The organism is Citrobacter portucalensis, assembly GCF_002042885.1.
Taxonomy (GTDB): domain Bacteria; phylum Pseudomonadota; class Gammaproteobacteria; order Enterobacterales; family Enterobacteriaceae; genus Citrobacter; species Citrobacter portucalensis.
The window spans coordinates 88,394-114,601 of sequence record NZ_MVFY01000003.1; the positions used below are offsets into that span (position 1 = coordinate 88,394).

Annotated in this window: 22 protein-coding genes and 1 pseudogene; 10 read left to right on the forward strand and 13 right to left on the reverse strand. The window is 52.9% G+C overall.

All coding sequences use genetic code 11. The features are described from left to right. Positions 1–11: 11 nt before the first annotated feature. The 5 genes from glgA to asd all read right to left on the reverse strand — a co-directional run bounded on the left by glgA (position 12) and on the right by asd (position 8,294). On the reverse strand, positions 12–1,445 hold the full coding sequence (glgA, locus tag BZK40_RS05485; RefSeq protein ID WP_003827622.1) for a glycogen synthase GlgA: 1,434 nt from the start codon (positions 1,443–1,445) through the stop codon (positions 12–14). Next, positions 1,445–2,740 (reverse strand): glucose-1-phosphate adenylyltransferase, encoded by a 1,296-nt coding sequence (gene glgC / locus BZK40_RS05490; RefSeq protein WP_006687433.1) that lies wholly within the window; start codon positions 2,738–2,740, stop codon positions 1,445–1,447. Before glgC ends, glgA begins: the two co-directional genes overlap by 1 nt. Before the next feature lie 14 nt (positions 2,741–2,754). Then, the gene (gene glgX / locus BZK40_RS05495) at positions 2,755–4,731 is read right to left on the reverse strand and encodes a glycogen debranching protein GlgX (RefSeq protein ID WP_079934295.1); all 1,977 of its coding nucleotides are present in this window, start codon (positions 4,729–4,731) and stop codon (positions 2,755–2,757) included. Beyond that, positions 4,731–6,914: a 1,4-alpha-glucan branching enzyme gene (glgB, locus tag BZK40_RS05500; protein WP_079934296.1), complete on the reverse strand. Its 2,184-nt coding sequence runs from the start codon at positions 6,912–6,914 to the stop codon at positions 4,731–4,733. The genes glgX and glgB overlap by 1 nt, the downstream gene beginning before the upstream one ends. Before the next feature lie 273 nt (positions 6,915–7,187). Then, positions 7,188–8,294: an aspartate-semialdehyde dehydrogenase gene (gene asd, locus BZK40_RS05505; protein WP_003827614.1), complete on the reverse strand. Its 1,107-nt coding sequence runs from the start codon at positions 8,292–8,294 to the stop codon at positions 7,188–7,190. A 190-nt stretch (positions 8,295–8,484) separates the two neighbouring features. On the opposite strand from asd, the gene yhgN reads away from it, so the two are divergent. The 3 genes and pseudogenes from yhgN to BZK40_RS05530 all read left to right on the forward strand — a co-directional run. Then, on the forward strand, positions 8,485–9,078 hold the full coding sequence (yhgN, locus tag BZK40_RS05510; RefSeq protein ID WP_003023480.1) for an NAAT family transporter YhgN: 594 nt from the start codon (positions 8,485–8,487) through the stop codon (positions 9,076–9,078). A gap of 1,081 nt (positions 9,079–10,159) precedes the next feature. Then, positions 10,160–10,606, forward strand: coding sequence for a hypothetical protein (locus BZK40_RS05525; RefSeq protein ID WP_079934298.1), 447 nt, complete (start codon positions 10,160–10,162; stop codon positions 10,604–10,606). Next, positions 10,600–10,779, forward strand: a pseudogene (locus BZK40_RS05530) (MarC family protein); the annotation flags it as partial. The gene BZK40_RS05525 and the pseudogene BZK40_RS05530, both read left to right, overlap by 7 nt. Here BZK40_RS05530 and gntU read toward each other — a convergent pair. From gntU to BZK40_RS05555, 5 genes are all read right to left on the reverse strand, one after another. Next, positions 10,702–12,042, reverse strand: a complete 1,341-nt coding sequence (gene gntU, locus BZK40_RS05535; RefSeq protein ID WP_003827609.1) for a gluconate transporter — start codon at positions 12,040–12,042, stop codon at positions 10,702–10,704. The pseudogene BZK40_RS05530 and the gene gntU sit on opposite strands and share 78 nt — an antisense overlap. Then, entirely contained in the window at positions 12,042–12,572 is a 531-nt protein-coding gene (gene gntK, locus BZK40_RS05540; protein WP_003023475.1) for a gluconokinase, read from the reverse strand. The genes gntU and gntK overlap by 1 nt, the downstream gene beginning before the upstream one ends. A gap of 141 nt (positions 12,573–12,713) precedes the next feature. After that, a complete protein-coding gene (gene gntR, locus BZK40_RS05545) occupies positions 12,714–13,709 on the reverse strand; it encodes a gluconate operon transcriptional repressor GntR (protein WP_008786351.1) in 996 nt (331 codons plus the stop codon). 222 nt (positions 13,710–13,931) lie between these two features. Beyond that, a complete protein-coding gene (gene yhhW, locus BZK40_RS05550) occupies positions 13,932–14,627 on the reverse strand; it encodes a quercetin 2,3-dioxygenase (protein ID WP_003023472.1) in 696 nt (231 codons plus the stop codon). A 123-nt stretch (positions 14,628–14,750) separates the two neighbouring features. Beyond that, the gene (locus tag BZK40_RS05555) at positions 14,751–15,788 is read right to left on the reverse strand and encodes an oxidoreductase (protein ID WP_071446689.1); all 1,038 of its coding nucleotides are present in this window, start codon (positions 15,786–15,788) and stop codon (positions 14,751–14,753) included. Between the two features lie 469 nt (positions 15,789–16,257). On the opposite strand from BZK40_RS05555, the gene yhhY reads away from it, so the two are divergent. The 6 genes from yhhY (at position 16,258) to BZK40_RS05585 (ending at position 22,050) form a co-directional block, all read left to right on the forward strand. Further along, positions 16,258–16,746: an N-acetyltransferase gene (gene yhhY, locus BZK40_RS05560; protein ID WP_008786353.1), complete on the forward strand. Its 489-nt coding sequence runs from the start codon at positions 16,258–16,260 to the stop codon at positions 16,744–16,746. A 46-nt stretch (positions 16,747–16,792) separates the two neighbouring features. Continuing rightward, complete coding sequence (locus tag BZK40_RS05565; protein WP_079934299.1) at positions 16,793–17,677, forward strand: hypothetical protein; 885 nt, start codon at positions 16,793–16,795, stop codon at positions 17,675–17,677. A gap of 325 nt (positions 17,678–18,002) precedes the next feature. Next, positions 18,003–19,217 (forward strand): PfkB family carbohydrate kinase, encoded by a 1,215-nt coding sequence (locus BZK40_RS05570; protein WP_079934300.1) that lies wholly within the window; start codon positions 18,003–18,005, stop codon positions 19,215–19,217. 15 nt (positions 19,218–19,232) lie between these two features. Further along, positions 19,233–19,994 (forward strand): glutamine amidotransferase, encoded by a 762-nt coding sequence (locus tag BZK40_RS05575; protein WP_079934301.1) that lies wholly within the window; start codon positions 19,233–19,235, stop codon positions 19,992–19,994. Positions 19,995–20,047: 53 nt separating this feature from the next. Continuing rightward, a complete protein-coding gene (locus BZK40_RS05580) occupies positions 20,048–21,019 on the forward strand; it encodes a DMT family transporter (RefSeq protein WP_079934302.1) in 972 nt (323 codons plus the stop codon). Then, entirely contained in the window at positions 21,016–22,050 is a 1,035-nt protein-coding gene (locus BZK40_RS05585) for a phosphotriesterase family protein (RefSeq protein ID WP_079934303.1), read from the forward strand. The genes BZK40_RS05580 and BZK40_RS05585 overlap by 4 nt, the downstream gene beginning before the upstream one ends. Positions 22,051–22,094: 44 nt before the next feature. Here BZK40_RS05585 and ggt read toward each other — a convergent pair whose 3' ends face one another. Next, complete coding sequence (gene ggt / locus BZK40_RS05590) at positions 22,095–23,840, reverse strand: gamma-glutamyltransferase (RefSeq protein ID WP_003827593.1); 1,746 nt, start codon at positions 23,838–23,840, stop codon at positions 22,095–22,097. 118 nt (positions 23,841–23,958) lie between these two features. Here ggt and BZK40_RS05595 point away from each other — a divergent pair, with 118 nt between their 5' ends. Continuing rightward, entirely contained in the window at positions 23,959–24,399 is a 441-nt protein-coding gene (locus tag BZK40_RS05595) for a DUF2756 family protein (protein ID WP_048215386.1), read from the forward strand. Here the strand turns inward: BZK40_RS05595 and ugpQ are convergent. Together ugpQ and BZK40_RS05605 are read right to left on the reverse strand one after the other, a co-directional pair. Next, positions 24,396–25,139 carry a glycerophosphodiester phosphodiesterase gene (gene ugpQ, locus BZK40_RS05600; RefSeq protein ID WP_079934304.1) on the reverse strand — a complete coding sequence of 248 codons (744 nt, stop codon included), beginning with the start codon at positions 25,137–25,139 and terminating at the stop codon, positions 24,396–24,398. The two genes, BZK40_RS05595 and ugpQ, sit on opposite strands and share 4 nt — an antisense overlap. Further along, complete coding sequence (locus BZK40_RS05605; RefSeq protein WP_008786359.1) at positions 25,136–26,206, reverse strand: sn-glycerol-3-phosphate import ATP-binding protein UgpC; 1,071 nt, start codon at positions 26,204–26,206, stop codon at positions 25,136–25,138. The genes ugpQ and BZK40_RS05605 overlap by 4 nt, the downstream gene beginning before the upstream one ends. Between the last annotated feature and the right edge of the window lie 2 nt (positions 26,207–26,208).

A 26,208-nucleotide genomic window follows, 5' to 3' on the forward strand; every position in this document is an offset into this window, starting at 1 on the left:
TTCCTGGATATCTATTTCAAGCGATAGTAAAGCTCACGGTATGACTTCGCCGCGACTTGCCAGCTAAAATCCATGGTCATGGCCTGACGTTGTACAAACCGCCAAAGCGAAGGCCGGGACCACAATACGAAAGCACGCCGGATCGCGCGTAACAGCGACCAGGCATTACTATCTTCAAATACAAACCCACTGGCGATACCGTCCGCCAGGTTTTCCAGCGAACTGTCAGAGACTGTATCAGCCAGCCCACCGGTGCGCCGCACCAGCGGCAGCGTGCCGTACTTCAGTCCATACAACTGCGTTAAGCCACACGGCTCAAAACGGCTGGGAACCAATATCACATCGGCCCCACCCATGATGCGGTGCGAGAAGGCTTCGTGATAGCCGATCTGCACACCCACCTGTCCTGGATGTTCCGCCGCCGCGGCGAGGAATCCTTCCTGTAATACCGGATCGCCCGCGCCTAGCAATGCCAACTGTCCACCCTGCTCTAACAACCCCGGCAGCGCTTCCAGCACCAGATCCAGCCCTTTTTGACTGGTCAGACGGCTCACCACGGCAAACAGCGGTACTTTATCGTTGACCTTAAGTCCCATCGCTATCTGAAGCTGACGTTTGTTTTCTGCCTTCTCCTCCAGCGTGTCGCGCGTATATCGCGATGCCAGCAGGAGATCGGTTTCCGGGCTCCAGATTTTTTCATCAACGCCGTTCAGCACGCCGGAAAGACGGCCTTCACGATGACGCTGCTGCAACAGACCTTCCATGCCGTAGGCAAACTGCGGCTCGGTAATTTCCCGTGCGTATGTCGGACTGACCGCCGTAATGTGGTCGGCGTAGTACAATCCTGCCTTCAAAAACGAAATCTGCCCGTTAAACTCCAGTCCGTGCACATTAAAGAACGACCATGGCAATTGGATGTCATCCATATGCTTTGCATAAAACATGCCTTGATACGCCAGGTTGTGGACGGTGAACACCGATTTCGCCGGATGGCCGCGCGCCGCCAGATACGCCGGAGCCAGACCCGCATGCCAGTCGTGCGCATGCACCACATCCGGGCGCCAGAATGGGTCAAGGCCACAGGCCATTTCACAGCCAACCCAGCCCAGCAATGCAAAACGCTGCACGTTATCGGTATACGCAAACAGGTTAGTGTCGTGATACGGGCTACCGGGGCGGTCATAGAGATGCGGCGCGTCAATCAGGTAAATACCCACGCCGTTGAAATGCCCGAACAGCAGCGTGATACGTCCGGCGAAGGTATCCCGACGCGTTACAACCTGCGCATCGGGAATGCCGCGACGGATATCAGGAAACGCCGGGAGCAGCACGCGGGCATCCACGCCGTCCGCTATTTGCGCTGCGGGTAACGCCCCAATAACATCCGCCAGTCCCCCGGTTTTTAACAGGGGGAACATCTCTGAACAAACGTGTAAAACCTGCATTATCGCTCCTGTTTGATCTGCAGTTTGCGTAGCATTTCACGCGTGACCAGCACAATACCTTCCTCTGAACGGTAGAAACGACGCGCATCTTCTTCCGCGTTTTCACCAATCACCATGCCTTCGGGAATAACGCAGGCGCGGTCGATAATGCAACGACGTAAGCGGCACGAACGTCCCACCCACACTTCAGGTAACAACACTGCCGAATCAATGTTACAGAATGAATTCACCCGCACTCGCGGGAACAGAACGGACTGCACCACCACCGAACCTGAAATTATGCATCCGCCAGAAACCAGCGAGTTCAGCGTCATTCCGTGGCTGCCGGAACGGTCCTGAACAAATTTCGCCGGTGGCAGCGATTCCATGTGCGTACGGATTGGCCAGTCCTGGTCGTACATGTCCAGTTCAGGCGTCACCGAAGCCAGATCGAGGTTCGCCTTCCAGTAGGCTTCCAGCGTACCCACGTCACGCCAGTACGGCTCGGATTCCGGGTCAGACTGCACGCAGGACAACGGGAATGGATGTGCATACGCCATGCCAGCTTCGGTGATTTTCGGGATAATGTCTTTACCGAAATCGTGACTGGAGTTTTCATCGAGGTCATCTTCCGCCAGCAATTCATACAGATAATCGGCGTTGAAAACGTAGATCCCCATACTGGCAAGAGATTTGGTCGGGTCGCCTGGCATGGCTGGCGGGTTAGCGGGTTTTTCAACAAACTCGATAATTTTGTCGCTGTCGTCCACGTCCATTACGCCAAACGCGCTGGCCTCTTCAATAGGCACTGGCATACAGGCCACGGTGCAACGCGCGCCTTTCTCGACGTGGTCGATAAGCATGCGTGAGTAGTCCTGCTTGTAGATATGATCGCCCGCGAGGATCACCACATATTCCGCTTTATAGCGTCGAATGATGTCCAGGTTTTGGGTCACCGCATCCGCCGTACCGCGATACCAGTTTTCACCCTGCATTCTCTGCTGGGCAGGCAGCAGATCGACAAACTCGTTCATCTCTTCGCTAAAGAACGACCAGCCGCGCTGAATATGCTGCACCAGCGTGTGGGACTGGTACTGGGTGATCACGCCAATACGGCGGATCCCGGAGTTAATACAGTTGGATAAGGCAAAATCGATAATGCGGAACTTACCGCCAAAGTGCACAGCAGGTTTGGCACGTTTGTTGGTTAAATCTTTTAAGCGGGTACCGCGGCCACCGGCCAGGATCAGGGCAACAGATTTTAATGGCAGCTGGCGCGCCAACATTACACGATCGTTCTTCTCTAAACTCACCATGACTAACTCCTTTTTTATCTTCTCTGGAACACACACAGTCCGTGCGCAGGTCCCTGCCAGACAGCCGTAAGCACCGGATTATCCTCTCCGGCAAATGGGGGAACGGCGCACCATTCCCCTTCAGGTAAAACGATATCTGTCACCTCAAGCGTGGCATTTATTGCAATCAGAAAACGGTCTGAAAGCAGGATTTGCATCTGCCTCGGGCCGTTTTGCCACTCATCCGCACTTAAGGGTTGTGCGTACTTATTCAGCCAACGAACATTGCCATCGCCCTCTTCCCACCAGCGATCACCCGTTAGTGCAGGAATTTGCTGGCGAAGATGGATCAGGGCAGCGGTAAATGTGGTTAGTCCGCTGTTTGCCTGCTGCCAGTCCAGCCAAGTCAGGGCGTTATCCTGGCAGTAAGCGTTATTGTTGCCGTGCTGGCTATGACCATGCTCATCGCCCGCCAGCAACATCGGCGTCCCCTGGGAGAGCAACAGCGTGGATAACAGCGCATGAATGCTGTCGCGCCGCCGCTCAATCAGGTCCAGCGTGCCGCCTAATCCTTCTTTACCATGATTGTCGCTGTAGTTATTGCTAGTGCCGTCGCGATTTTCCTCACCATTCGCTTCATTGTGCTTATTTGTGAAGCACACACAGTCGCGTAGCGTAAAACCGTCGTGCGCAGTCACCAGATTGACCGTCGCGCTGGGCTTGCGACCATCGCGTTTAAACACGTCGCTTGATGCGGCAAAACGCCCGGCAAACTCACCCAACGAGAGATTACGCTGGAGCCAGAAGCGTCGGGTCGCATCGCGGAAATGGTCATTCCACTCGGCAAACGGCGGGGGGAAATTCCCCACCTGATACCCGCCTTCACCAATATCCCACGGTTCCGCAATCAGCTTAACGCGTGAGAGCCGCGGACAGTTTTGGATCGCGGTAAACAGTGGCGCATCCTGACGAAACGCAGGTGTACGCCCCATGACGGAAGCCAAATCAAAACGAAAACCATCCACATGGCAGGTTTCAACCCAGTAGCGCAGGCATTCACATGCGTATTCCACAACGCCCGGATGGCTCAGATTGAGGGTGTTCCCACAACCGGTCCAGTTGTAGTAATCACCATCGTCCCTGATCCAATAATAGCTACGGTTATCAATTCCGCGCAGCGAGAAGACGGGGCCTTCGAGATCCAGTTCGGCGCTGTGGTTCAAAACGATATCGAGAATGACCTCAATCCCCGCTTTGTGCAGCGCTTTTACCGCGTCGCGAAACTCATCAAGCGCACTCTCCGGCGAACAGGCATAGGCCGGATGCAGTGCAAACATCGCTACCGGGTTGTAGCCCCAATAGTTCGACAGCCCCAGCCGCTGAAGCCGTGGTTCGCTGGCAAAATGCGCCACCGGCAGCAGCTCCAGCGCGGTAATGCCGAGGCGCTTGAAGTAATCGATCATCACTGGATGGCCCAGCGCTTTGTAGGTTCCGCGAATCTCTTCCGGCAGCTCAGGATGCAAATATGTCAACCCTTTGACATGCGCTTCGTAAATCACGGTATTGCCCCACGGCGTGCGCGGCGGGGTATCATCCTCCCAGTCATAATGATCGGACACCACCACGCCCTTCAGCGCGATGGTGGCATTATCATGATGATCCGGTTCATTTAGCCCACCGTGCAGCAGCGGGTTATCTTTTAACTCGCCATCCACCCGACGGGCGCAAGGGTCAAGCAGCAGCTTGGCCGGATTAAACCGGTGGCCCTGCTGCGGTTGCCATGGGCCATGAACACGATAGCCATAGCGCAGACCGGGCCGGGCGTTGGCCAGATAGCCGTGCCAGACATCACCGCTACGCCCCGGCAGGTCATAGCGAAGTTCGCACCCTTGCTCATCGAATACGCATAATTCAACGCGTTCAGCGTGGGCTGAGAAGAGTGTGAAATTGACACCATGGCCGTCATACGTTGCACCATGGGGGGTGGCGTTGCCGGTTGCCAGTTGCGTCATTACCCCTCCCGAACCAGCCAGATCGTTGCCAACGGCGGTAACGTGAGGCTCAGTGAGTGCTGACGACCATGGCTGGCGATTTCATCGCTGTGCACCGCACCGCCGTTGCCGGTATTGCTACCGTGGTAATGCATCGAGTCGGTATTGAGGATCTCACGCCATTTGCCTGGCTGATTGATACCGAAGCGATAGCCGTGGCGGGGCACAGGCGTAAAGTTGCTGACCACGATGATTTCATTGCCGACCTTGTCACGACGCACGAAAGCCAGCACCGAACGTTCGTTGTCATCTACCACCAGCCACTCAAAGCCATAGGCGTCAAAGTCGAGCTCGTGCAGCGCTTTGTGATGACGGTAGGTGTGGTTCAGATCGCGCACCAGACGCTGTACGCCGTGGTGCCAGTTATCGCCACCTTCCAGCAGGTGCCAGTCGAGGCTGGCGTCATGGTTCCATTCACGTCCCTGCGCAAACTCGTTGCCCATAAACAGCAGTTTCTTGCCCGGGAAGGCCCACATCCAGCCGTAGTAGGCGCGCAGGTTGGCAAACTTCTGCCATGCGTCTCCCGGCATGCGATCGAGAATGGATTTTTTACCGTGTACCACTTCATCATGCGACAGCGGCAGGACAAAGTTTTCGGTGTAGTTGTACAGCATGCCGAAGGTCAGCTTGTCGTGATGGTACTGACGATGAATCGGATCCAGCTTCATGTAGTCCAGCGTGTCGTGCATCCAGCCGAGGTTCCACTTATACCAGAACCCTAAACCGCCCATATCCTGTGGTCTTGAAACGCCGGCAAAGTCGGTCGACTCTTCCGCCATGCTCACCGCACCAGGCACCTGCTCGCCAAGAATGCGGTTGGTATTGCGCAAAAATTCAATGGCTTCGAGGTTTTCACGACCACCAAATTCGTTTGGGATCCATTCCCCTTCTTTGCGGCTGTAGTCGCGATAAATCATCGACGCCACGGCATCCACGCGCAGCGCGTCAATACCAAAGCGTTCAATCCAGTACAGGGCGTTGCCCACCAGGTAGTTGCTGACTTCACGGCGACCATAGTTGTAGATCAGCGTGTTCCAGTCCTGGTGATATCCTTCGCGCGGGTCGCTGTGTTCATACAGGTTGGTGCCATCAAACTCAGCCAAACCAAAGTCGTCCGACGGGAAGTGGCCCGGCACCCAGTCGAGAATAACGTTCAGCCCCGCCTGATGCGCGGTATTCACGAAATAACGGAAATCATCGCGCGTCCCGAAGCGACGGGTCGGCGCATACATGCCGGTAGGCTGGTAGCCCCAGCTACCGTCGAACGGATGCTCGTTAATCGGCAACAGTTCGAGGTGGGTAAAGCCCATCCATTTGGCGTACGGCACCAACTGATCCGCCAGCTCGCGGTAGCTCAGCCAGAAGTTGTTATCGGTATGACGACGCCATGACCCCAGGTGAACTTCATAGATAGAGATCGGTGCATCAAACTGGTTGGCTTTTTTGCGCGCCTCGCTTTGCACTACTTTTTCCGGCAGACCACAGATAAGCGACGCGGTTTCCGGACGCATTTGCGCTTCGAAGGCGTAAGGGTCCGCTTTGATTCGCAGCTTACCGTTCGCATCGATCATCTCGTATTTATACAGTTGACCATGCTGCGCACCGGGGATAAACAGCTCCCAAATACCGCTTTCTTTGCGCAGGCGCATCGGGTGGCGACGACCATCCCAGTAGTTGAACTGCCCAACCACTGACACGCGTTGAGCGTTAGGTGCCCAGACTGAGAAGCGCGTACCGGTTACGCCATCCATGGTATCCGCATGCGCACCCAGCGTTTCATAAGGTCGCAGGTGCGTACCTTCAGATAACAGCCAGGCATCCATATCCTGGATCAGCGGGCCAAAACGATAAGGGTCATCAATCAGATTCTGCTGTCCATGCCAGACAACGGCCAACTGATAGCGAAAGAAATTTTTACGGCGGGGAAGTACAGCACAGAAAAAACCGCGAGAGTCGAGGCAATCCAGCTTGCCGACTTTGCGTCCGGTTTTGGGTTCGATCACCCACACTTCGGTGGCGTCAGGTAATAGGGTGCGGACTTCAAGTCCAGCATCAGTTTGGTGCATACCGAGTACGGAAAAAGGATCCGCAAAATGGCCTGCAATTAGCGCATTAATCACGTCTCTATCGATACGAACGGACATGGTTGTCATCCTGTTTTATGGCGTCACCCCTTCCAACTGATTTTCGACATCAGGTAGTGACACTTTTTTTGACCTGAACGGCGCAGCACAATTGTGCATCCTCTCTGCGTCGTCCCACCTTCAGGCAACAACTTAATACCTCCGGTACTAAGTCACCCTTAAAGAATAGCCAATGCTTTATCTTACTCCTGGTAAAAAATGAAACATCTGCGCTTACTCCTGTATTACGCAAAAAAAGGGGTGATTCCTCACCCCTTGATCGTTAACAAACTATTACGCCAATTGGCGTAGCATACGGCGCAATGGCTCCGCAGCACCCCACAGCAACTGGTCGCCCACGGTAAAGGCTGACAGGAACTCCGGTCCCATGTTCAGCTTACGCAGACGGCCTACTGGCGTGGTCAGCGTGCCGGTAACGGCCGCCGGGGTTAACTCACGCATGGTGATATCCCGATCGTTTGGTACAACTTTGGCCCACGGATTGTGCGCCGCCAGCAGTTCTTCCACGGTCGGAATAGACACATCTTTTTTCAGTTTAATGGTGAACGCCTGGCTGTGGCAGCGCAGCGCGCCGACGCGCACGCACAAACCATCAACCGGGATCACGGAAGACGTGTTGAGAATTTTGTTGGTTTCCGCCTGTCCCTTCCACTCTTCACGGCTCTGACCGTTATCGAGCTGTTTGTCGATCCACGGAATCAGGCTACCGGCCAGCGGTACGCCAAAGTTATCAACCGGCAGTTCGCCGCTGCGGGACAGGGTCGTCACTTTACGTTCGATGTCGAGAATAGCAGAGGAAGGGGTCGCCAGTTCCTCGGCCACATGGCCATACAGATGACCCATCTGAGACAGCAGTTCACGCATATGGCGCGCGCCGCCGCCGGAAGCCGCTTGATAGGTCGCTACGGAAACCCAGTCAACCAGGTCATTGGCAAACAGGCCACCGAGGGACATCAGCATCAGGCTAACGGTACAGTTGCCGCCGACAAAGGTCTTAATACCTTTGTTCAGGCCGTCGGTGATGACATCCTGGTTAACCGGATCGAGAATAATGATGGCATCGTCTTTCATACGCAGCGAAGAGGCTGCATCAATCCAGTAACCCTGCCAACCGCTTTCACGAAGCTTTGGATAGATTTCGTTGGTATAATCGCCGCCCTGACAGGTCACGATGATATCGAGCGCCTTCAGCGCATCCAGATCAAAAGCGTCCTGAAGTGTGCCGGTCGCGGTGCCACCGAACGTCGGTGCCGCCTGCCCGAGCTGGGAAGTAGAAAAGAAAACAGGGCGAATGGCGTCGAAGTCACGCTCCTCAACCATGCGTTGCATGAGAACAGAGCCGACCATACCGCGCCAGCCGATAAAACCAACATTTTTCATAGCGTTTTTTCCTGCAGAGATGTGTGCTGTGTATGCTAACCAGTATCCTACTGGCCTATCCTTCACCATACAAAAAGCAGCCAAAGTCGCAAGTGAAATTAATCAATGATAGCGAAGCCATCAGTAATGCGACTTATCCCGCTGCGCAAGCAAGCAGAAAGTCCGCGGTAATTATCAGGGAATTTGAGTTATGAATGAAATCATTTCAGCGGCAGTTTTATTGATCCTGATTATGGATCCGCTCGGAAATCTGCCCATTTTCATGTCCGTATTGAAACATACCGAACCAAAACGTCGCCGCGCGATTATGATTCGCGAGCTGTTTATTGCGCTGTTGGTGATGCTGATATTCCTGTTTGCGGGCGAGAAAATTCTGGCATTTCTTAACCTGCGTGCAGAAACCGTATCGATCTCCGGGGGCATCATTTTGTTCCTGATCGCCATTAAGATGATTTTCCCCAGCGCCACCGGGAATAGCACCGGGCTTCCGGCTGGTGAAGAGCCATTTATCGTACCGCTGGCGATTCCGCTGGTCGCCGGTCCGACAATCCTGGCCTCATTAATGCTGTTGTCGCATCAGTACCCAAACCAGATGGGGCATCTGGTGATTGCGCTGCTGATCGCCTGGGGCGGTACATTCGTGATTTTGCTGCAGTCTTCGCTGTTTTTACGTCTGCTGGGAGAGAAAGGGGTTAACGCGCTGGAGCGCCTGATGGGGCTGATTCTGGTGATGATGGCAACCCAGATGTTCCTCGACGGCGTGCGGATGTGGATGAAGGGGTAACCGTATTTTCTTTGATTTTGTAGGCCCGGTAAGCGTAAGCGCCACCGGGCAACCGTTTTGAAGCTGGAGAACATGGCATTTCAGAGAACGATTCCGTTCACGTTATGCTCATTGCTTCTCTGAGATCTCGTCACCAGTGAACGTGCTAAGGGGGCTACGCAGCCCCCTTAGCAATCCCGGCTCCCGGCAGGAAAATTGCCACTTCGTGGTTCCCTCCACTTATTCCTCCAGGCTACCGGGCCGGGCGCGAGGCAGCGTCCATGCAAAACGCGCCCTGAACCCGCATCCCTGCGGGTTCTCCCGGCCTTACGGAAACGTGTCGGCAATTTTCAGCCGGACCAGCTCACACCTGACCACCTGAGCTTTTACTTGAATACCTGTGAACAGCAAAACGGATATAGCTGAAAGCCAGAGCGCTGAAGCGACACCCTGGTCCGGCTGAAAATCGATGAGGTGTTGACGGCTGACCGGGTCTGCCCGCAGGGACGCGGGCAGAGGGGACGGCCTGCATGGATGCAGGCTCGGCCCCGACCCGACAGGCAGACGGAATAAGACGAATAACTCGCGCAGCGACGATTTTCCCGCCGGGAGCCTGGGTTGCAAGGGAGGCGGCGGTGAGCCTCCCTTGCACGTTCACGGGCATCAGCGCTTCAGAGAAATGACACCACTGAGGTGAACGGAACCCTGAGCAATAATCACATGTTCACCCTACATGCTTAACTGAACGGCATTGCACTGTAATACCAGGTATTCCTTATGCTTTTAAACCGCTGAGAAAACGTATTTTCATTTCTGCGAAGCGCCTTCCGGAATGCCCTCTTGTCAGCATCACGGATAAGCATTATCTTCTCGCTGCACCTGCAAAATCAGGTGCCAGAATTAGCCTTCTGAACTCCTTCATCGGTGACGCAAGTATTTTTGTGTCGCACGCTTAGGTACACTCCAATGGTGGACCGGGCGGGGGCGTCGCAAGACGCGCCGGTATCCGATGAGGCCGGTAAGGCTAACCCTGTTCGGCTCCACCTCCAGTGAGATTAGCCTCTCCAGTGGTGGATGAAAATCACTCATCGGAGGCTGCCCTATGGCAACGACCCCTCTCTTTTCACACTCTTTATTTACCCTGCCCTTTAGCCATGCCACGGACTTCACCGAGCTGGCGGATAACTGTGAGCGTTTTGTCGAAGAGCTTGTTGAATGTCATGACCCTGTTGAAAAACTGGCGATTTGTGCGCGCCTGTCGGCCTGTCTGGCACTACTGCAACCAACCTTAACGGAGCCTGTACCGCAGCATCTACAGGCCAGCCTGACGGTAGAAACCTTACCGACCCGCTCTCCCCTCTTTGAACCCGAACCAGATCAGATGGGGCGTTACTGCCAGCTTTTGACGCATTTACTGATGAGTAAAACGCTGTCTGACGAGATGGAACGCGTGGCGGGTGATTTACTGCAGGATTTAGTGGGCTATTTCGCCGATACGCTAAAAGCGCCGCGTTGGTTGAAAACCGAGGATGGGGTGATGGTGCTGTAAAAAAGCCGGGTGGCGGCTTCGCCTTACCCGGCCTACGGTGTCGATATGTGCTCGTTTCCAGGCCCGGTAAACGCTAGCGCCACCGGGCAATGCCATCAGCTCAACAGCTGGAAAGCAATCATACCGACAATCGCGCCGACCGTACCGAGGATGGTTTCCATCATCGTCCAGGTCTTCAGCGTTTGCGCTTCGGTCGCGCCGGTAAATTTACCGAACAACCAAAAACCAGCGTCGTTAACGTGGCTGACCACGATAGAGCCGCCCGCGATACAGATAGACAGCGCCGCCATCTGGGCACCGGAGTAGTTCAGTTGCTCAATCACTGGCATCACCAGACCGACCGCCGTTAAGCAGGCCACTGTCGCGGACCCCTGAATGATACGCACCGCCGCCGCCAGCACGAAGCAGGTGATAGCGATCGGCAAGCCCATACCGGTTAACGCTTCGCCCAGTGCAGGACCAACGCCGGAATCTACCAGTACCTGTTTGAACACGCCGCCAGCACCAATCACCAGCAGAATAATCCCCGCTGGCTGCAGTGCATGGCCGCAGATTTCCATCACGCGGTCTTTTGGCATGCCCTGGCGCACCGCCAGACCGTAAATCGCCACCAGACAGGCAACCAGAATCGCGGTAAACGGATGACCGATAAACTCGAACCATTCGTAGGTTGAAGAACCGACCGGAACAAAGCGTGCGGCGATGGTTTTCAGACCAACCAGCACCAGCGGCAGCAGGATAAGCGATAAGCTGAAGCCAAAGGAGGGCATTTTGCCTTCGCCCAGATGCGGCTCGGTAATGTCTTCCGGTACGTGCAGCTCAACGTAACGGCTGATGAAGTTACCCCACAGCGGCCCGGCGATAATCATGCCCGGAATCGCGGCGCACAGGCCAATCAGGATCATCCAGCCAAAGTCGGCGTGCATCTGAGAGGCCAGCAGCATCGGCGCAGGCCCCGGCAGCAGGAACGCTGCGGCAGCCGCCACGCCCGCAAACAGCGGAATGACCAACTTAACCAGGTTAGTACCGGTATGGCGCGCCATTGAGAATGCTACGCTAATCAGCAGCACAATCGCCACCTCAAAGAACAGCGGCAGCGCGCAAATCAGACCGGCCAGGCCAATCGCGTAATGTGCGCGGCTATGACCGAAGGATTTCAGCATTTTGACGGCAATCTGATCGACCGCGCCGGTCTCATGCAAAATCTTGCCGAACATCGCCCCCAGCGCCACCACAATCGCCAGGAAACCGAGCGTGCCTCCCATCCCTTTTTCCATGGTCGCCGCGATTTTATCGAGCGGCATACCGGAAAAGAGACCTGCACCAATGGATACCACCATCAAAGCAACGAAGGCGTGCATACGCGCCTTCATCACTAAAAACAGCAGTAATAAAACGGACCCTACTGCTGTTAAAACAAGCGTTAATGTGCTCACTACTTACTGCCTTGGTTAATAACCTCAATGGTGCTGGCGACCACACCGTCCAGTGGTTGATCGATATCGACCACCAGTACATCGTTTTCATTCGCACCCGGTTCTTCCAGCGCTTCAAACTGGGTAACCAGCATCTGCGTTTTGAAGAAGTGGCCTTTACGCGCCTTCAGACGGCTTTCGATAACGTCAAAATCCCCTTTCAGATAAATGAAAGAGAGGTTCGGGTTACCGTCGCGCAACTGGTCGCGGTATACTTTTTTCAAGGCAGAACAGACGATCAGCGAAACCTTATTGGTACGCTGCATCGCAAAAGCGGCGTCATTCAGCGCCTGTAGCCACGGTTTACGGTCGTCATCGTTGAGTGGCTCACCGGAAGCCATTTTCATGATGTTGCTGCGCGGATGGAGAAAATCGCCATCAAGAAACGCGGCCTGCAGTTGATGCGCCACTTCGCTGGCGACAGCAGATTTACCGCTGCCCGATACGCCCATCAGAACGTAAACGTGGTGATCATGATTAGTCGTGCTCAAAGCGTTGCCCCCACTGGTACAAGAATCAGGAAATTGTTACGGGTAACTGTTATCGGTAACATTGTCCAGCCGGATAAATAGAGAAGCAATATCCATTCGTGCTCGAAGTGTATAAGTGTGAGCTACTTCAAACTTGTTGGCTTAAATAGATCCGCCCGGTGACAAGGTGAAACCTAAATCTAACATTTTAGGCGTGACTGCTTCACCACGAATGCGCGCCAGCAGGCGTTCTGCGCCAATGCTGCCCATCCGTTCACGTGGCGTGAGCACACTCGCCAGACGCGGCTCCATCACCTGCCCGATGTCGTGACCGTGGAATCCGGCAATCGCCATGTCATCCGGGATTTTCAGCCCTAAACGCTGGCATTCGAAGGCCGCCCCTACCGCCAGGTCATCGTTGGTACAGAAAACGCCGTCGAGCTGCGGGTATTCACGCCGCGCCTGACGGATGAGTTCAATACCGGAGGAGTAGGAAGAAGACTGTTCGACCATCACGCTGTATGGCACCAGGTTGGCATCGCGCATTGCCTGCTCGTAGCCTCTCTGTTTGATGATAGTACGCTCATCAAGACGTGCGCCAAGATAGGCTACATGACGGTGCCCGCGGGCGATAATAGCGGCAGTCATCTGACGCGCGGCTTCGAAGTTGTCGAAACCGACGGCGATATCCAGACACGGAGACTGGCTGTCCATCAGCTCAACCACCGGGATACCGGCAACTTCAATCATTTTCAGCGTACGGGGCGTATGGCTACGTTCGGTGAGGATCAGGCCATCAATATTCCACGACAGCATCGATTCCAGGCGCTCTTGTTCCATCTCAGGCTTATAGCCGTAGTGCGCGAGCATCGTTTGATAACCATGGGCGTCGGTGACAGCCTCAATGCCGCGTAGCACTTCAGCAAAAACCTGGTTAGTGAGAGACGGTAACAGCACGCCGATAGCGCGGCTGGTAGCGTTAGAAAGGATATCAGGAGCGCGATTGGGAATATAACCCAGCTCATCAAGTGCAGCGGCAATTTTGCCCCGCAGCGCCACGGAGACCTGCTCCGGGTTACGCAAAAAGCGACTGACCGTCATTTTGGTCACGCCCACGCGGTCGGCTACATCCTGAAGTACGGGTCTTTTCTTTTTCATCGTCCTGAAGCGTTAAAAAGGGATAGATTCTCCCAGTTTACCACGGACGTGCGTGAACCTTTGCAGAGAAAAAAAGGAGTTTTTATTGTGATAAATACACAAAATCATTCGAGTTGCATCAAGGCGGCGACGCAGTGAATCCCCGGGAGCGTACATTAAGTACGCGACCGGGGTGAGCGAGGAAAGCCAACACAGATGCGGCTTGAAGGATGACGTGTATTTTTAGACTGGCGGCAGGTCAAACAGTAACACTTCACTGTCGCTGTCGGCATGAATAGAAATTGCCTGTTCATCCCAGATTGCCAGACCGTCGCTGGTGGTCGCTTTGGTGCCGTTAATCGTCACGTTGCCTTTTACCACCTGGATCCAGACGCGGCGTTCCGCGGCAATCTGATGCACCGACTGCTCATCTTTGACCAGCGCCCAACGGTACAGCTCCATATCCTGGTACACTTTCAGTGAACCATCACGGGCATCCGGCGACAGCACCAGTTGTTTACCCTGAGCGGCATCGAAACGACGCTGTTCATAGCGCGGTGTAATACCGTTCTCCTGCGGCATGATCCAGATCTGATACAGATGCAGCTTCTCAGTATTGCTCGGGTTGTACTCCGAGTGACGGATCCCCGTCCCGGCGCTCATAATCTGAAACTCACCGGCCGGAACCTGCTCTTTATTGCCCATGCTGTCCTGATGCTCCACCGCGCCTTCCAGCACGTAGGTCAGGATTTCCATGTCTTTATGGGGGTGAGTACCAAATCCCTGACCTGCATCGATCACGTCATCGTTAATCACGCGCAGTGCCGAGAACCCCATAAAGTTCGGGTCATAGTAGTTGGCAAAAGAGAAGGTATGCCAGGAATCAAGCCAGCCATGATTAGCGTGGCCACGGTCGTTAGCTTTGCGTAAGTAGATCATTGTGTTCACCCCCAGATGTTTTCGATGGAGTAAGTGTGGACTCAATCCGTCTGGGATCATAGAGGGTGAAAATTGACTCCTCTGTTCAAAAAATATGAACAAGCCCAGAGGAGTCTGTGCAGGCTATTTGGCGAGGGTTATCGTGGCAGGCGTTGCCTGTTCAAAGGCGCGTTCGAGGATCTCCAGGTTGGTAAGAACTTCAGATTCCTTGACGTAATTAGGCGTACCGGTGGTCAGCGTCTGGTACAGCGCGTCATACACGCGACCGTAATCCCCCACTTCCGGCTTTACCTCTTCTTTTACCGTGATGCCGTCATCGTTGACGTACTCCAGCATCCCAATGGAATCATCAGCAGCGAAACCTGGCTCACCCGGCATGATATTGGCCTTCAGGCTGGTTTCCTGCTGGTCGATGCCGTACTTCACAAACGAGCCTTTGGTGCCATGGACGATAAACTTCGGATAGTCGATTTTCACCAGATGACTGGTTTTAACAATGGCTTTCAGGTCGCCGTAAAACAGCTGCGCTTCAAAGGTATCGTCCGGGTTCGCTTTGTTGCGCAGGCTGCGGATGTCATAGGCCACATGATCGGGACGTCCGAACAGCGAGATAATCTGATCCATGGTGTGTACGCCCAGACCATAAAACGCGCCGTCCTGCGGCAGTCCCGGCTTGGTTTCTGCTTCAGGACGGTAGTAATCGAAATGGCTTTCAACCTCAACAATCTTGCCGAGCTTGCCGCTCTCAATGGCTTTTTTCGCGGTGAGGAAGCAGGAGTCAAAACGGCGATTCTGATACGGCGTAACGGTCAGTCCTTTGCTTCGCGCCAGTTCGAACAGCTCTTTTGCTTGCGCAAGCGTCGGCGTGAAGGGTTTCTCAACCAGCACATTTTTACCCGCTTCCAGCGCGCGTTTAGCATATTCAAAATGGCTGTCAGCATGGGTACAGACGATCACCAGTTTCACCTGTGGATCGTTTAAGATCTCGTCGAGGTCGCTGGTGAAGTGAATATGCGAATACTGCGGCGCCTGCTCTTCCGGCCTGGCGTTGCGGCGGAAAATGTGCGCGACGTGCCAGCTATTTTTGCGGTTGAGGACGTACGGCAAATGGTAGCGGGTGGTGCTTTTACCAAAACCAATAAATGCGCAGTGTAAGGTCATGAGACGATCCTTTTGAAGGTGATTGTCTACACCATAGCGCAAAGCGGCTGGAGACTGAATCCATCCTGTCATCGTGCCGGATGCGGCGTTGCCTTATCCGGCCTACCGCATTATACAGCCAAAAGATCGGGCGTAAGTGGCGTAGGCAGATTATTCACGGCCTGCGCGCAGCAACCGGAGCGTACACAGAGTACGTGAGGATTGCGAGCACAGCCCGGGATTAAGCTGGCAAGCAAACTAGCCCGAAACCCAGCCAAAAAAAAGCCAGCAAAAGCTGGCTAAAGTAATACTGGAAGCAATGTGAGCAATGTCGTGCTTTCAGGTTCTCCGTAGGGGTTCCCCTGAATGCAGAGCAATAATAATCATTCTCATTCGCACTTGTCTACTTCTTTTTGCAAAAAAATGCAGTTGACGGATTTTTCTTTCTCAGCGAGTGTAAATGCATAATTAACCCTGCAGGAGATAAGGAATGAGTGAGATAGTGATACGCCACGCTGAACCGAAAGATTACGACGCAATTCGTCAGATCCACGCCCAGCCGGAGGTGTACCACAATACGCTACAGGTTCCTCATCCTTCCCTCGAAATGTGGCAAGCGCGGCTAACCGAGCAAGCCGGTGTCAAACAGCTGGTTGCCTGCATTGACGATATCGTCGTGGGGCATCTCTGTATTGAGGTCGCGCAGCGCCCGCGCCGCAGCCACGTGGCCGATTTTGGTATCTGCGTGGATGGCAGGTGGCACAATCGTGGCGTTGCCAGCGCGCTGATTCGTACGATGATCGACATGTGCGACAACTGGCTGCGCGTCGAGCGCATTGAGCTGACGGTATTTGTTGATAATGAGCCTGCGGTAGCAGTCTATAAGAAGTACGGCTTTGAAATCGAAGGCACCGGTAAGAAATACGGCCTGCGCAACGGTGAGTACGTTGATGCCTACTTTATGGCGCGCGTGAAATAAATTTAAGGGCGAGTCATATCGCCCTGATTATTGAAAGGACGCAATAGTGAAAAAGTTTCTTCCCCTGGTTTTGCTGGCCTCGCTCTCCCCTGCTTTTGCCACTACCGTACAAAATCTCGATTCCATACCCAGTGCTATCCAACATACTGAAGGTAAACAGATTTTTGCTGAGCAAATGGCAGGAGCAACCCCTGCAAAAGGATTTGGTGAGCTTCCTCAGGGCTTATCTGAAAAGCAGTGGATTGCCTGGGTTGCACCGAATGAAGATCCTGACAACCTGATCCTGACTGGTGCTAAATCTTGGGGAAAAGACGGTAAATATATTGGCATTGCCTGTTTTGCCGATAATAAGGCTGACGCCGAGCAAGCAAATAAATACGCGGATAACACCTGCCCGGAAAACTACAGCAACGGGCGCGCTAATAAATTATATCTCGGCGTTTTTTCCTGGCAGAATCCACAGCTAACGCCGATTGCACGCTCGGAAAGACCGTTAAACCAGCTCTCAGAGTGGAATAAAGCCGCTGAAAAAGAGAGCGATGATGAGTCCGTCAGACCGCTGGCTTATTATACAAAGCTGGATCTGGCACCGTACCGGATAGCACCCGATACCCTGGCATTCGGGGTGCGGGGTGGATACTCTGATGCGTATTCCGGCGGCGGCGCATTTTATGAAGTGCTGGAACTCTACACCATCAAAGACAGCAAGATAATCAACGTGTTTTCTGACCTTGTTTATTACTATTCGGACATTGCTGGAGACTGGAATAAAGACGGCACAAGGCAGCACGACATCAGCGAAAGTAAGTACATTCTCAAAATGCGCTCGGCAAAGACGCACGGATTTTATGACTTAGAGCGCGTTAGCCTACAGGATAAAAGCAGCCAAATATTCCGCTGGTCCGAATCACTGCAGCGATATGCACCATAACCTACCGGTCAGGCCTACATCGTTCAGAACGCTGTAGGCCAATCTATTTTATATCCCACCGAAAAATTCAAGAACGGAAGCGCCATCCAGTCCTGGCATAGAGTTGTTGATTACAGCCTATCGCCTTCCCCCACCGCCATGTTTCGGCTTAACAACCACCTGAATTATATGGTTATTCAGCTTTCTATCTTCATCGCTATTTTTCGTAACTTTAATAATATTAATATTACATTTTTGTTTTTTTTTGGTTTCTGCCATCACTTTATGGTGACAATCACAACAATATACTTCCCCTGGGACTAACTTAACCACGGTGAGGTAAAAAATGAAATTTGAACGCCATCATAGAATATTGAAAGAAATCAGTATTTCGGGAGTTGTAAAAGTTTCAAATCTGGCGAAAAGTCTCAAGGTAACAAAGGAAACTATTCGCTCAGATCTCAATGAACTTGCCGGGCAGGGATATCTCACTCGCTGTCATGGTGGTGCATTTATTACCCTTGACTCTCTTGATAACGTTGCAAAAAACGAAATTGCTTATGTGCTGGAAAAATATGAATCAGCGCAGAAAATAAAAAAAGGTCTCTCTGCCATGAAGAATAATGTATGTGTTATTGGCTCGTTTAATGTTGATATTATCAGTTACCTACCGAGGCTACCCTCGACAGGCGAATCATTACTTGCTGATAAATTTATTTTTTCGCCCGGAGGTAAAGGATGCAATCAGGCATTAGCGGCAAGCTATGCCGATTCTGATGTGCATTTTATTACTAAAGTAGGATCAGACCATTTCAGTGATTACGCCATTAATTTTATAAACTCATCAAAGATCCATAACAGCGTTATCTATCAGACTAAAGAAACACAAACAGGTACAGCGACTATTATGGTGAATGGAGATACCGGGGATAACGTCATCGCTATCTATCCAGGTGCTAACATGACAATTTCACCTGATGAAATAACCATACAAAAAGAAGCCATCGTTCATTCAGATATTGTTCTCGTACAACTGGAGACAAATTACGAGGCACTTCAACAAACCATTCGCCTCGCGCAGAAAAATGATATCCCGGTCATTATCAATCCAGCGCCATATAATGAAATGGTTAATACCATCATTGATGATATCGATTATATCACGCCAAATGAAACCGAAGCTGGTCTGCTGGCAAACATGTCCGTCAACGATATTGAATCAGCCAAATGTGCAGCAAAGATTATTCATCAGAAAGGCGTCAAAAATACCATTATCACATTGGGTAGCAAAGGTTCTCTCGCTTATGACGGAACGCAATTCATCTATTCTCCGGCATTTCCGGCTGTTGTAAAAAATACTGCTGGCGCTGGCGATGCCTTCAATGGCGCACTCGCGTCTGGCCTTGCTAAAGGAAAATCACTGGCATCTGCATTGTGCTACGCCAGCGCATTCGCCTCGCTTGCTGTTGAAACACCGAATGCCTCTGACATGCCAGAAAACGAATCCGTTCTTCATCGCATTCAGGGCTCACATTACAAACAAACTATCTCTACTCACTAAATCAAGGAGCAGACTATGAACAATACGCAGAAAAAACTAAAGGTGCTCTTTATTGGAGAATCCTGGCATATTCACATGATTCATTCAAAAGGCTATGACAGTTTTACCTCCAGTAAATATGAAGAAGGTGCTACATGGTTGCTTGAATGCTTAAAGAAAGGTGGTGTAGAAATTGATTATATGCCGGCTCACACCGTGCAAATTGCATTTCCAGAAAGCATTGATGAACTAAACCGTTATGATGTCATTGTCATTAGCGATATCGGCAGCAATACGTTCCTGTTGCAAAACGAGACGTTCTATCAGCTAAAAATAAAGCCAAATGCTCTGGAATCAATTAAAGAGTATGTCAGAAATGGTGGTGGTCTGCTCATGATTGGCGGTTATCTGTCATTTATGGGCATTGAGGCCAAGGCTAATTACAAGAACACCATTCTTGCCGAGGTTTTGCCAGTTATTATGCTTGACGGCGATGACCGGGTAGAAAAACCAGAGGGTATCTACGCTGAGGCTATCTCCCCGGAACATCCTGTCGTTAACGGATTCTCAGACTACCCTGTATTTCTTGGATATAACCAGGTTGTCGCCAGAGAAGATGCCGATGTCGTTTTAACAATAAATAATGACCCGCTGTTAGTGTTCGGTGAATACCAACAGGGTAAAACCGCCTGCTTCATGAGCGACTGTTCGCCACACTGGGGAACACAGCAATTTATGTCCTGGCCGTTTTATACCGACCTGTGGGTTAACACGCTTCAATTCATCGCCAGAAAATAAAAAACAATGGAGTAACGAAAGTTACTCCTTTTATAAAATACAAGGATTGATGTATGAACAAAAATAAGTACTCAACTCCCTTACTGATGCTTGCAACCATCTTAGCCGGTATGCTTTCCCCAATGCAGTCTGCCGTTAATGGGCAATTGGGACACTGGTTGCAAGATGGTAATGCTTGTGCAGTAATCTCGTTCGCCAGCGGTCTGGTCGTCATGTTTTTCATTATTATTGCGCGTAAAGAAACACGCCAGCAATTCGCCTCGATCCCGACGCTGATTAAAAAGAGAAAAATCCCGCTATGGAATTGGTTTGCAGGATTATGTGGTGCGATGGTCGTATTTTCTGAAGGCGCATCTGCCAGCGCGTTGGGCGTGGCCACCTTTCAAACTGCATTAATTTCCGCCCTGCTCCTTTCCGGCCTGCTGTGCGACCGTTTTGGTGTCGGTGTTGATGAGAAGAAATACTTCACCCCATGGCGCGTTGCTGGCGCATTGTTCGCGGTTATCGCCACGATTTTTGTCGTGTCGCCACAATGGCATTCAACCTCCTTTATCCTGCTCGCTATCCTTCCATTTTTGGCAGGATTACTCGCTGGCTGGCAGCCTGCTGGAAATGCCAAAGTTGCCGAGGCCACGGGTTCTATGCTGGTTTCCATTACCTGGAACTTCATTGTCGGCTTTTGTGTGCTGGGCGCTGCACTGGCAATACGTGTCGCATTAGGCCATGTCACCGTCCAGTTACCCGATACGTGGTGGATGTATCTCGGTGGCCCGCTGGGTCTGCTGTCCATCGGGCTGATGGCGATTCTGGTCAGAGGCTTAGGTCTGCTAATGCTGGGTGTAGCATCTACCGCAGGCCAGTTGCTTGGGTCGGTATTGATTGATGAATTGATCCCATCCTTAGGCAATACGGTCTATCTGGTCACCATCATCGGCACGTTGTTCGCGTTAGTGGGCGCAATTGTTACCACCATTCCTGAATACAGAGCATCCAAAATGGCGCAAAAAATGGAGGTGTCAGGATGAAAGGTTTCCTGCAAACCGTGACAGGCCCAGTGGCGCACACTGATATGGGGCTAACGCTCCCGCATGAGCATCTGTTTAACGATCTGTCATCCGTTGTTGATGAACCACATTATGCTTTTTCACAGCAACTGGTAGGAAAAAAAGTCAGTGCTGACCTACAGTGGGGACTGAAACACGACCCATACTGCTGCGCCGATAACATGGACAGAAAAGAGATTGATGATGTCATCTTTGAAATCAATAATTTTATGTCACTAGGAGGCAGGACGATTGTCGACGCGACGGGTTCTGAGTCTATCGGTCGGGACGCCTCATCGTTACGGGAAGTGGCAATAAAAACCGGTTTGAATATCGTTGCTTCATCAGGACCTTATCTGGAGAAGTTTGAAAGCACCAGGATCCATAAACCTGTCGATTCATTAGCCGCACTGATTGATAAGGAACTGAATCAAGGGATTGGCGAGACAGATATTCGCGCCGGTATGATCGGTGAAATTGGCGTGTCACCCGCATTTACCCAAGCGGAGCGTAACAGTCTGCGGGCAGCGTCTCTGGCACAACGTAATAATCCCCATACGGCGATGAATATCCATATGCCAGGGTGGCTGCGACTGGGTGATGAGGTGCTGGATATTGTCCTTGAAGAGATGAACGTCTCTCCGGCAAAAGTTTCGCTGGCACACTCGGACCCGTCAGGAAAAGATGTTGCCTATCAACGTAAAATGCTCGACCGTGGCGTATGGCTTGAATTTGACATGATTGGCCTGGACATCACTTTCCCTAAAGAAGGTATCGCCCCAGGCGTTCAGGAGACCGCAGATGCGGTAGCTCATCTGATTGAACTGGGTTACGCCGATCAGATAGTTTTAAGCCATGATGTTTTTCTCAAACAGATGTGGGCAATAAATGGGGGGAACGGTTGGGGGTTTGTCCCGAATGTTTTCCTCGCCTATCTGGCTGCCCGTGGAGTAGACAACGATACTCTTCGCAAGCTCTGTATTGATAATCCAGCGCGGTTACTCACGGCATAGCCAACAAAACGCCCGGTGCCTGACACCGGGCTATTAATCAAAAATCAGTACCCCGCCGTTAAGTCATCCACGGAACGCGGGTCAGAAGCACCATACAGTGCGCCATCCGGTCCAACCATAATGCTCTGCGTGCTGCCCATCGCCTCTTTCAGCGCTACTTTCTGTCCTTTTTGCTCCAGCAGCTTGATTGTATCCGGGCTGAAGCCCTTCTCGATGCGCAGTTCATCCGGCAACCATTGATGATGGAAGCGCGGTGCGTTGGTCGCTTCGGCGACGTTCATCCCAAAATCAATGCTGTTGACCACCATTTGCAATACGGTAGTGATGATTCGGCTTCCACCTGGGCTGCCGGTAACCAGCCAGGTTTTCCCGTCTTTTACCACGATAGTCGGCGACATCGACGACAGCGGACGCTTCTTCGGTCCAACCGCGTTGGCATCACCGCCCACCAGTCCATAAACGTTCGGCACGCCCGGCTTAGCGGAGAAGTCGTCCATTTCATTATTCAGCAGAATACCGGTGTTACCCGCCACGATGCCGGTCCCGAAGGTGGTATTCAGGGTATACGTTACCGCCACGGCATTGCCGTCTTTATCCACTACCGAGAAGTGCGTAGTCTGGTTGCTTTCATACGGGGCGAGTTTGCCCGGTTTGATCTGGCTGGAAGGCTTAGCCTTGTTGATATCAATCTGATCGGCAAGCGTTTTAGCATAGGCTTTGTTGGTCAGCGCTTGCCACGGCACTTTCACAAAATCCGGGTCGCCCAGATATTCTGAACGGTCGGCGTAAGCATATTTCTCCGCTTCAGCCATAACCTGCATAGCATCGGCGCTGCCAAATCCGTACTTCTTCATATCGAAGTTTTCGAGAATATTGAGGATCTGCACGATGTGAATACCGCCAGAGGACGGCGGCGGCATGGAGAAGACCTGATACCCGCGATAGTCACCGCTGATCGGCGTGCGCTCCACGGCTTTATAGCTGGCTAAATCCTCTTTGGTCATCAGCCCGCCGTTCTTCTGCATTTCCCCGGCAATCTGGTCGGCAATCGCCCCTTTATAAAACGCATCCGGGCCGTTTTCGGCAATCATTTCCAGGCTTTTCGCCAGATTCTTTTGCACCAGCTTGTCGCCCTTTTTCAGCGGCTCGCCGTCCTTCCAGAAAATGGCTTTGCTATTCTCGTGATTAGGGAGCACTTCGCTGCCATAGGTTTTCAGATCGTCGGCCAGCGCGTCATTAACCACAAAGCCCTCTTCCGCTAGCTTCATCGCCGGGCGCACCACTTTGTTCAGCGGCATCGTGCCGTATTTCTCCAGCGCCAGCGAGAAACCCGCCACGGTACCCGGCGTACCGGATGCCAGATGCGACGTCAGCGACTTTTTCGCATCGGCGTTGCCCTGCTCATCAAGGAACATATCACGGGTCGCGCCAGCAGGCGCCATTTCACGAAAATCGATCGCTGTGGTGTTACCGTCTTTGGTACGCAGCAGCATAAAACCACCGCCGCCCAGATTGCCCGCCTGGGGATGCGTCACCGCCAACGCATAGCCAACGGCCACGGCGGCATCAACGGCATTCCCGCCCTGTTTAAGAATGTCCACCCCAACCTGGGTAGCTAAAGCATCCACGGAGGCCACCATCCCTTGCTTAGCGCGTACGGGATGGAACACATCTTCCTCGACTCCGTAAGATACCGGCGGTGGCGCAGCCGGCGCGGCAGCAACGCTAAAACAACTTCCTGAGAGCAGAGCAGCAATGGCTACCCGGCGTAAAAACGTCGGTTTTATCATCGTTATTCTCCAGATGTATAGGGGTCGGCCCCCACTAAGCCTGGTGCATAACTCTGAAATAATCATCGTAACGGCGAGAAAGGAGTAAACTTAAGAGATCCCCGAGAGGAGAAAAGCGATGAAACGACTCTTACTTTTAGCCATGCTGTTGCCGTTTGCAGGCTTTGCACAGCCCATCAACACCATGAATAACCCGAACCAACCCGGTTATCAGATCCCGAGTCAGCAGCGTATGCAAACCCAAATGCAAACGCAGCAAATTCAGCAGAAAGGGATGCTCAACCAACAGTTGCAAACCCAGACGCGTATGCAGCAACAGCATCTGGAAAACCAAATTAACACCAACTCCCAGCGGGTCCTTCAGTCTCAGCCAGGCGAGTTGAATCCCAGCCAGCAGCAAATGCTGCCCAACAGCAACGGTGGGATGTTGAGTGGAACCCGTAACCCGGACAGCTCTCTGAATAAGCAACATATGCTGTCAGAGAAAAAGAACGGCGACATGCTGAAGCCCTCCAGCACGCCGCAGCCTAACGTTCCGTTAAAAACGATTGGGCCTTAAAAAGGTTGGAAATCCGGACCAATCGTATCAATGGCATCGGTACAGATGCAGTCCACGCCCCAGCGCAGCAGTTCCGCCGCGCGCTGGGGTCGGTTGACGGTATATACCAGAATACGTAGCCCCGCATCGCGCAGCGCATCCACACGCGCTTCATCCAGCATTTTGTGATTAAGATGAATAGAGACGCAGCCAAGCCGCATGGTCAGCTCGCGCCAGTCCTCGCGCCATTCATCAAGCAGCAAGCCTCTCGGCAGTTCAGGTACCGCCAGCTGCGCCGCTTCAAGTGCATCAATTTCAAAGGATGACAATAGTGGCGGCGTCATTCCCGCCCACAGTTCCCGCGCGGCCAGCGCCACGACTTTGCCGGTTAACGTTCCGGTGCCGGTTGTGGGTTTAATTTCAATATTCGCCATCATACCGTGCTGACGGCAGCGCTCGGCCACTTGCGAGAGCAGCGGCAGCGGTTCACCTTTAAACTCACCGCTAAACCAGCCGCCGGCGTCCACGCGCAATAAATCCTGCCAGTTCAGCTCGCCTGCCACGCCCCAGCCGTTGCTGGTTCGCTCCAGGTTGTCATCATGCAGTAAGAAGATCTCACCGTCTTTCGACAATTTAGCGTCAAACTCGATCATGGTATGCCCGTATCGCGCCCCCACGTCGATCGCCGCCAGGGTGTTTTCCGGGGCCAGCTTACCGCCGCCACGATGGGCGACAATATGGGGGTAAGGCCAGTTACTCATACGCGTTGTCCTGTTTCGCCATCAAAAAGATGCAGATGATTTTCCGGCAGATGCAGCCACAGCGTGCTGCCTGCCGTTGGGCGATGCTGATGCGCCAGTCGCACCACCAGCTTTTGCTCGCCCCAGCGTCCGTGTGCCAGGTTATCTGCGCCCAGCATTTCCAGTGTATCAACAACCAACGGCACGCCGCCTTCGGCCTGCGAGCTTAGCGCAATATGCTCTGGGCGGATACCCAACGTCATTTTACGCCCAATAGACTCTCTCGCGCTTCTGCCGATGGGTAGCGTCATGCCGCCCTCCAGTTCAAAATGGGTGCCCGAGGTACTGATGCACCCGTCCAGCAGGTTCATCGCCGGGCTGCCGATAAAACTCGCCACAAAGCGGCTGGCAGGCTTTTCATACACCTCAACCGGTGTACCTATCTGCTCGGCAATGCCTTTGTTCATCACCATCACCCGTTGGGCGAGGGTCATCGCTTCAACCTGGTCGTGCGTCACGTATAGCGAAGTGGTTTTCAGGCGGCGATGCAGATGTTGTAACTCCAGACGCATCTGCACGCGCAGCTTGGCATCGAGGTTAGAAAGCGGCTCATCGAACAGGAATACCGCTGGGTCACGCACAATCGCTCGCCCCATCGCTACGCGCTGGCGCTGACCGCCAGAAAGTTCGCGCGGACGACGTTTGAGCAGCTCACCCAGCTCGAGAATACGCGCCGCCTCATTTACCCGTTCAGCAATGTGCTCCTTGCCCATCCCGCGGATTTTCAGCCCCCAGGCCATGTTTTCTTCCACGCTCATATGCGGGTAGAGCGCGTAGTTTTGAAAGACCATCGCAATGCCGCGATCCTTCGGCTCCATCTCGGTGACGCGTTTATTATCAATCCAGATATCGCCACCGCTCACCCGCTCCAGCCCAGCCACCATCCGCAGCAGCGTAGACTTTCCGCAGCCGGATGGGCCAACCATCACGATAAATTCCCCGTCCGCGACGTCCAGCGTCAGCGGTTTAATCACCTGGGTTTTGCCGTCCCAGCTTTTGGTTACTGCCTGTAGTTTTAAACCAGCCATTT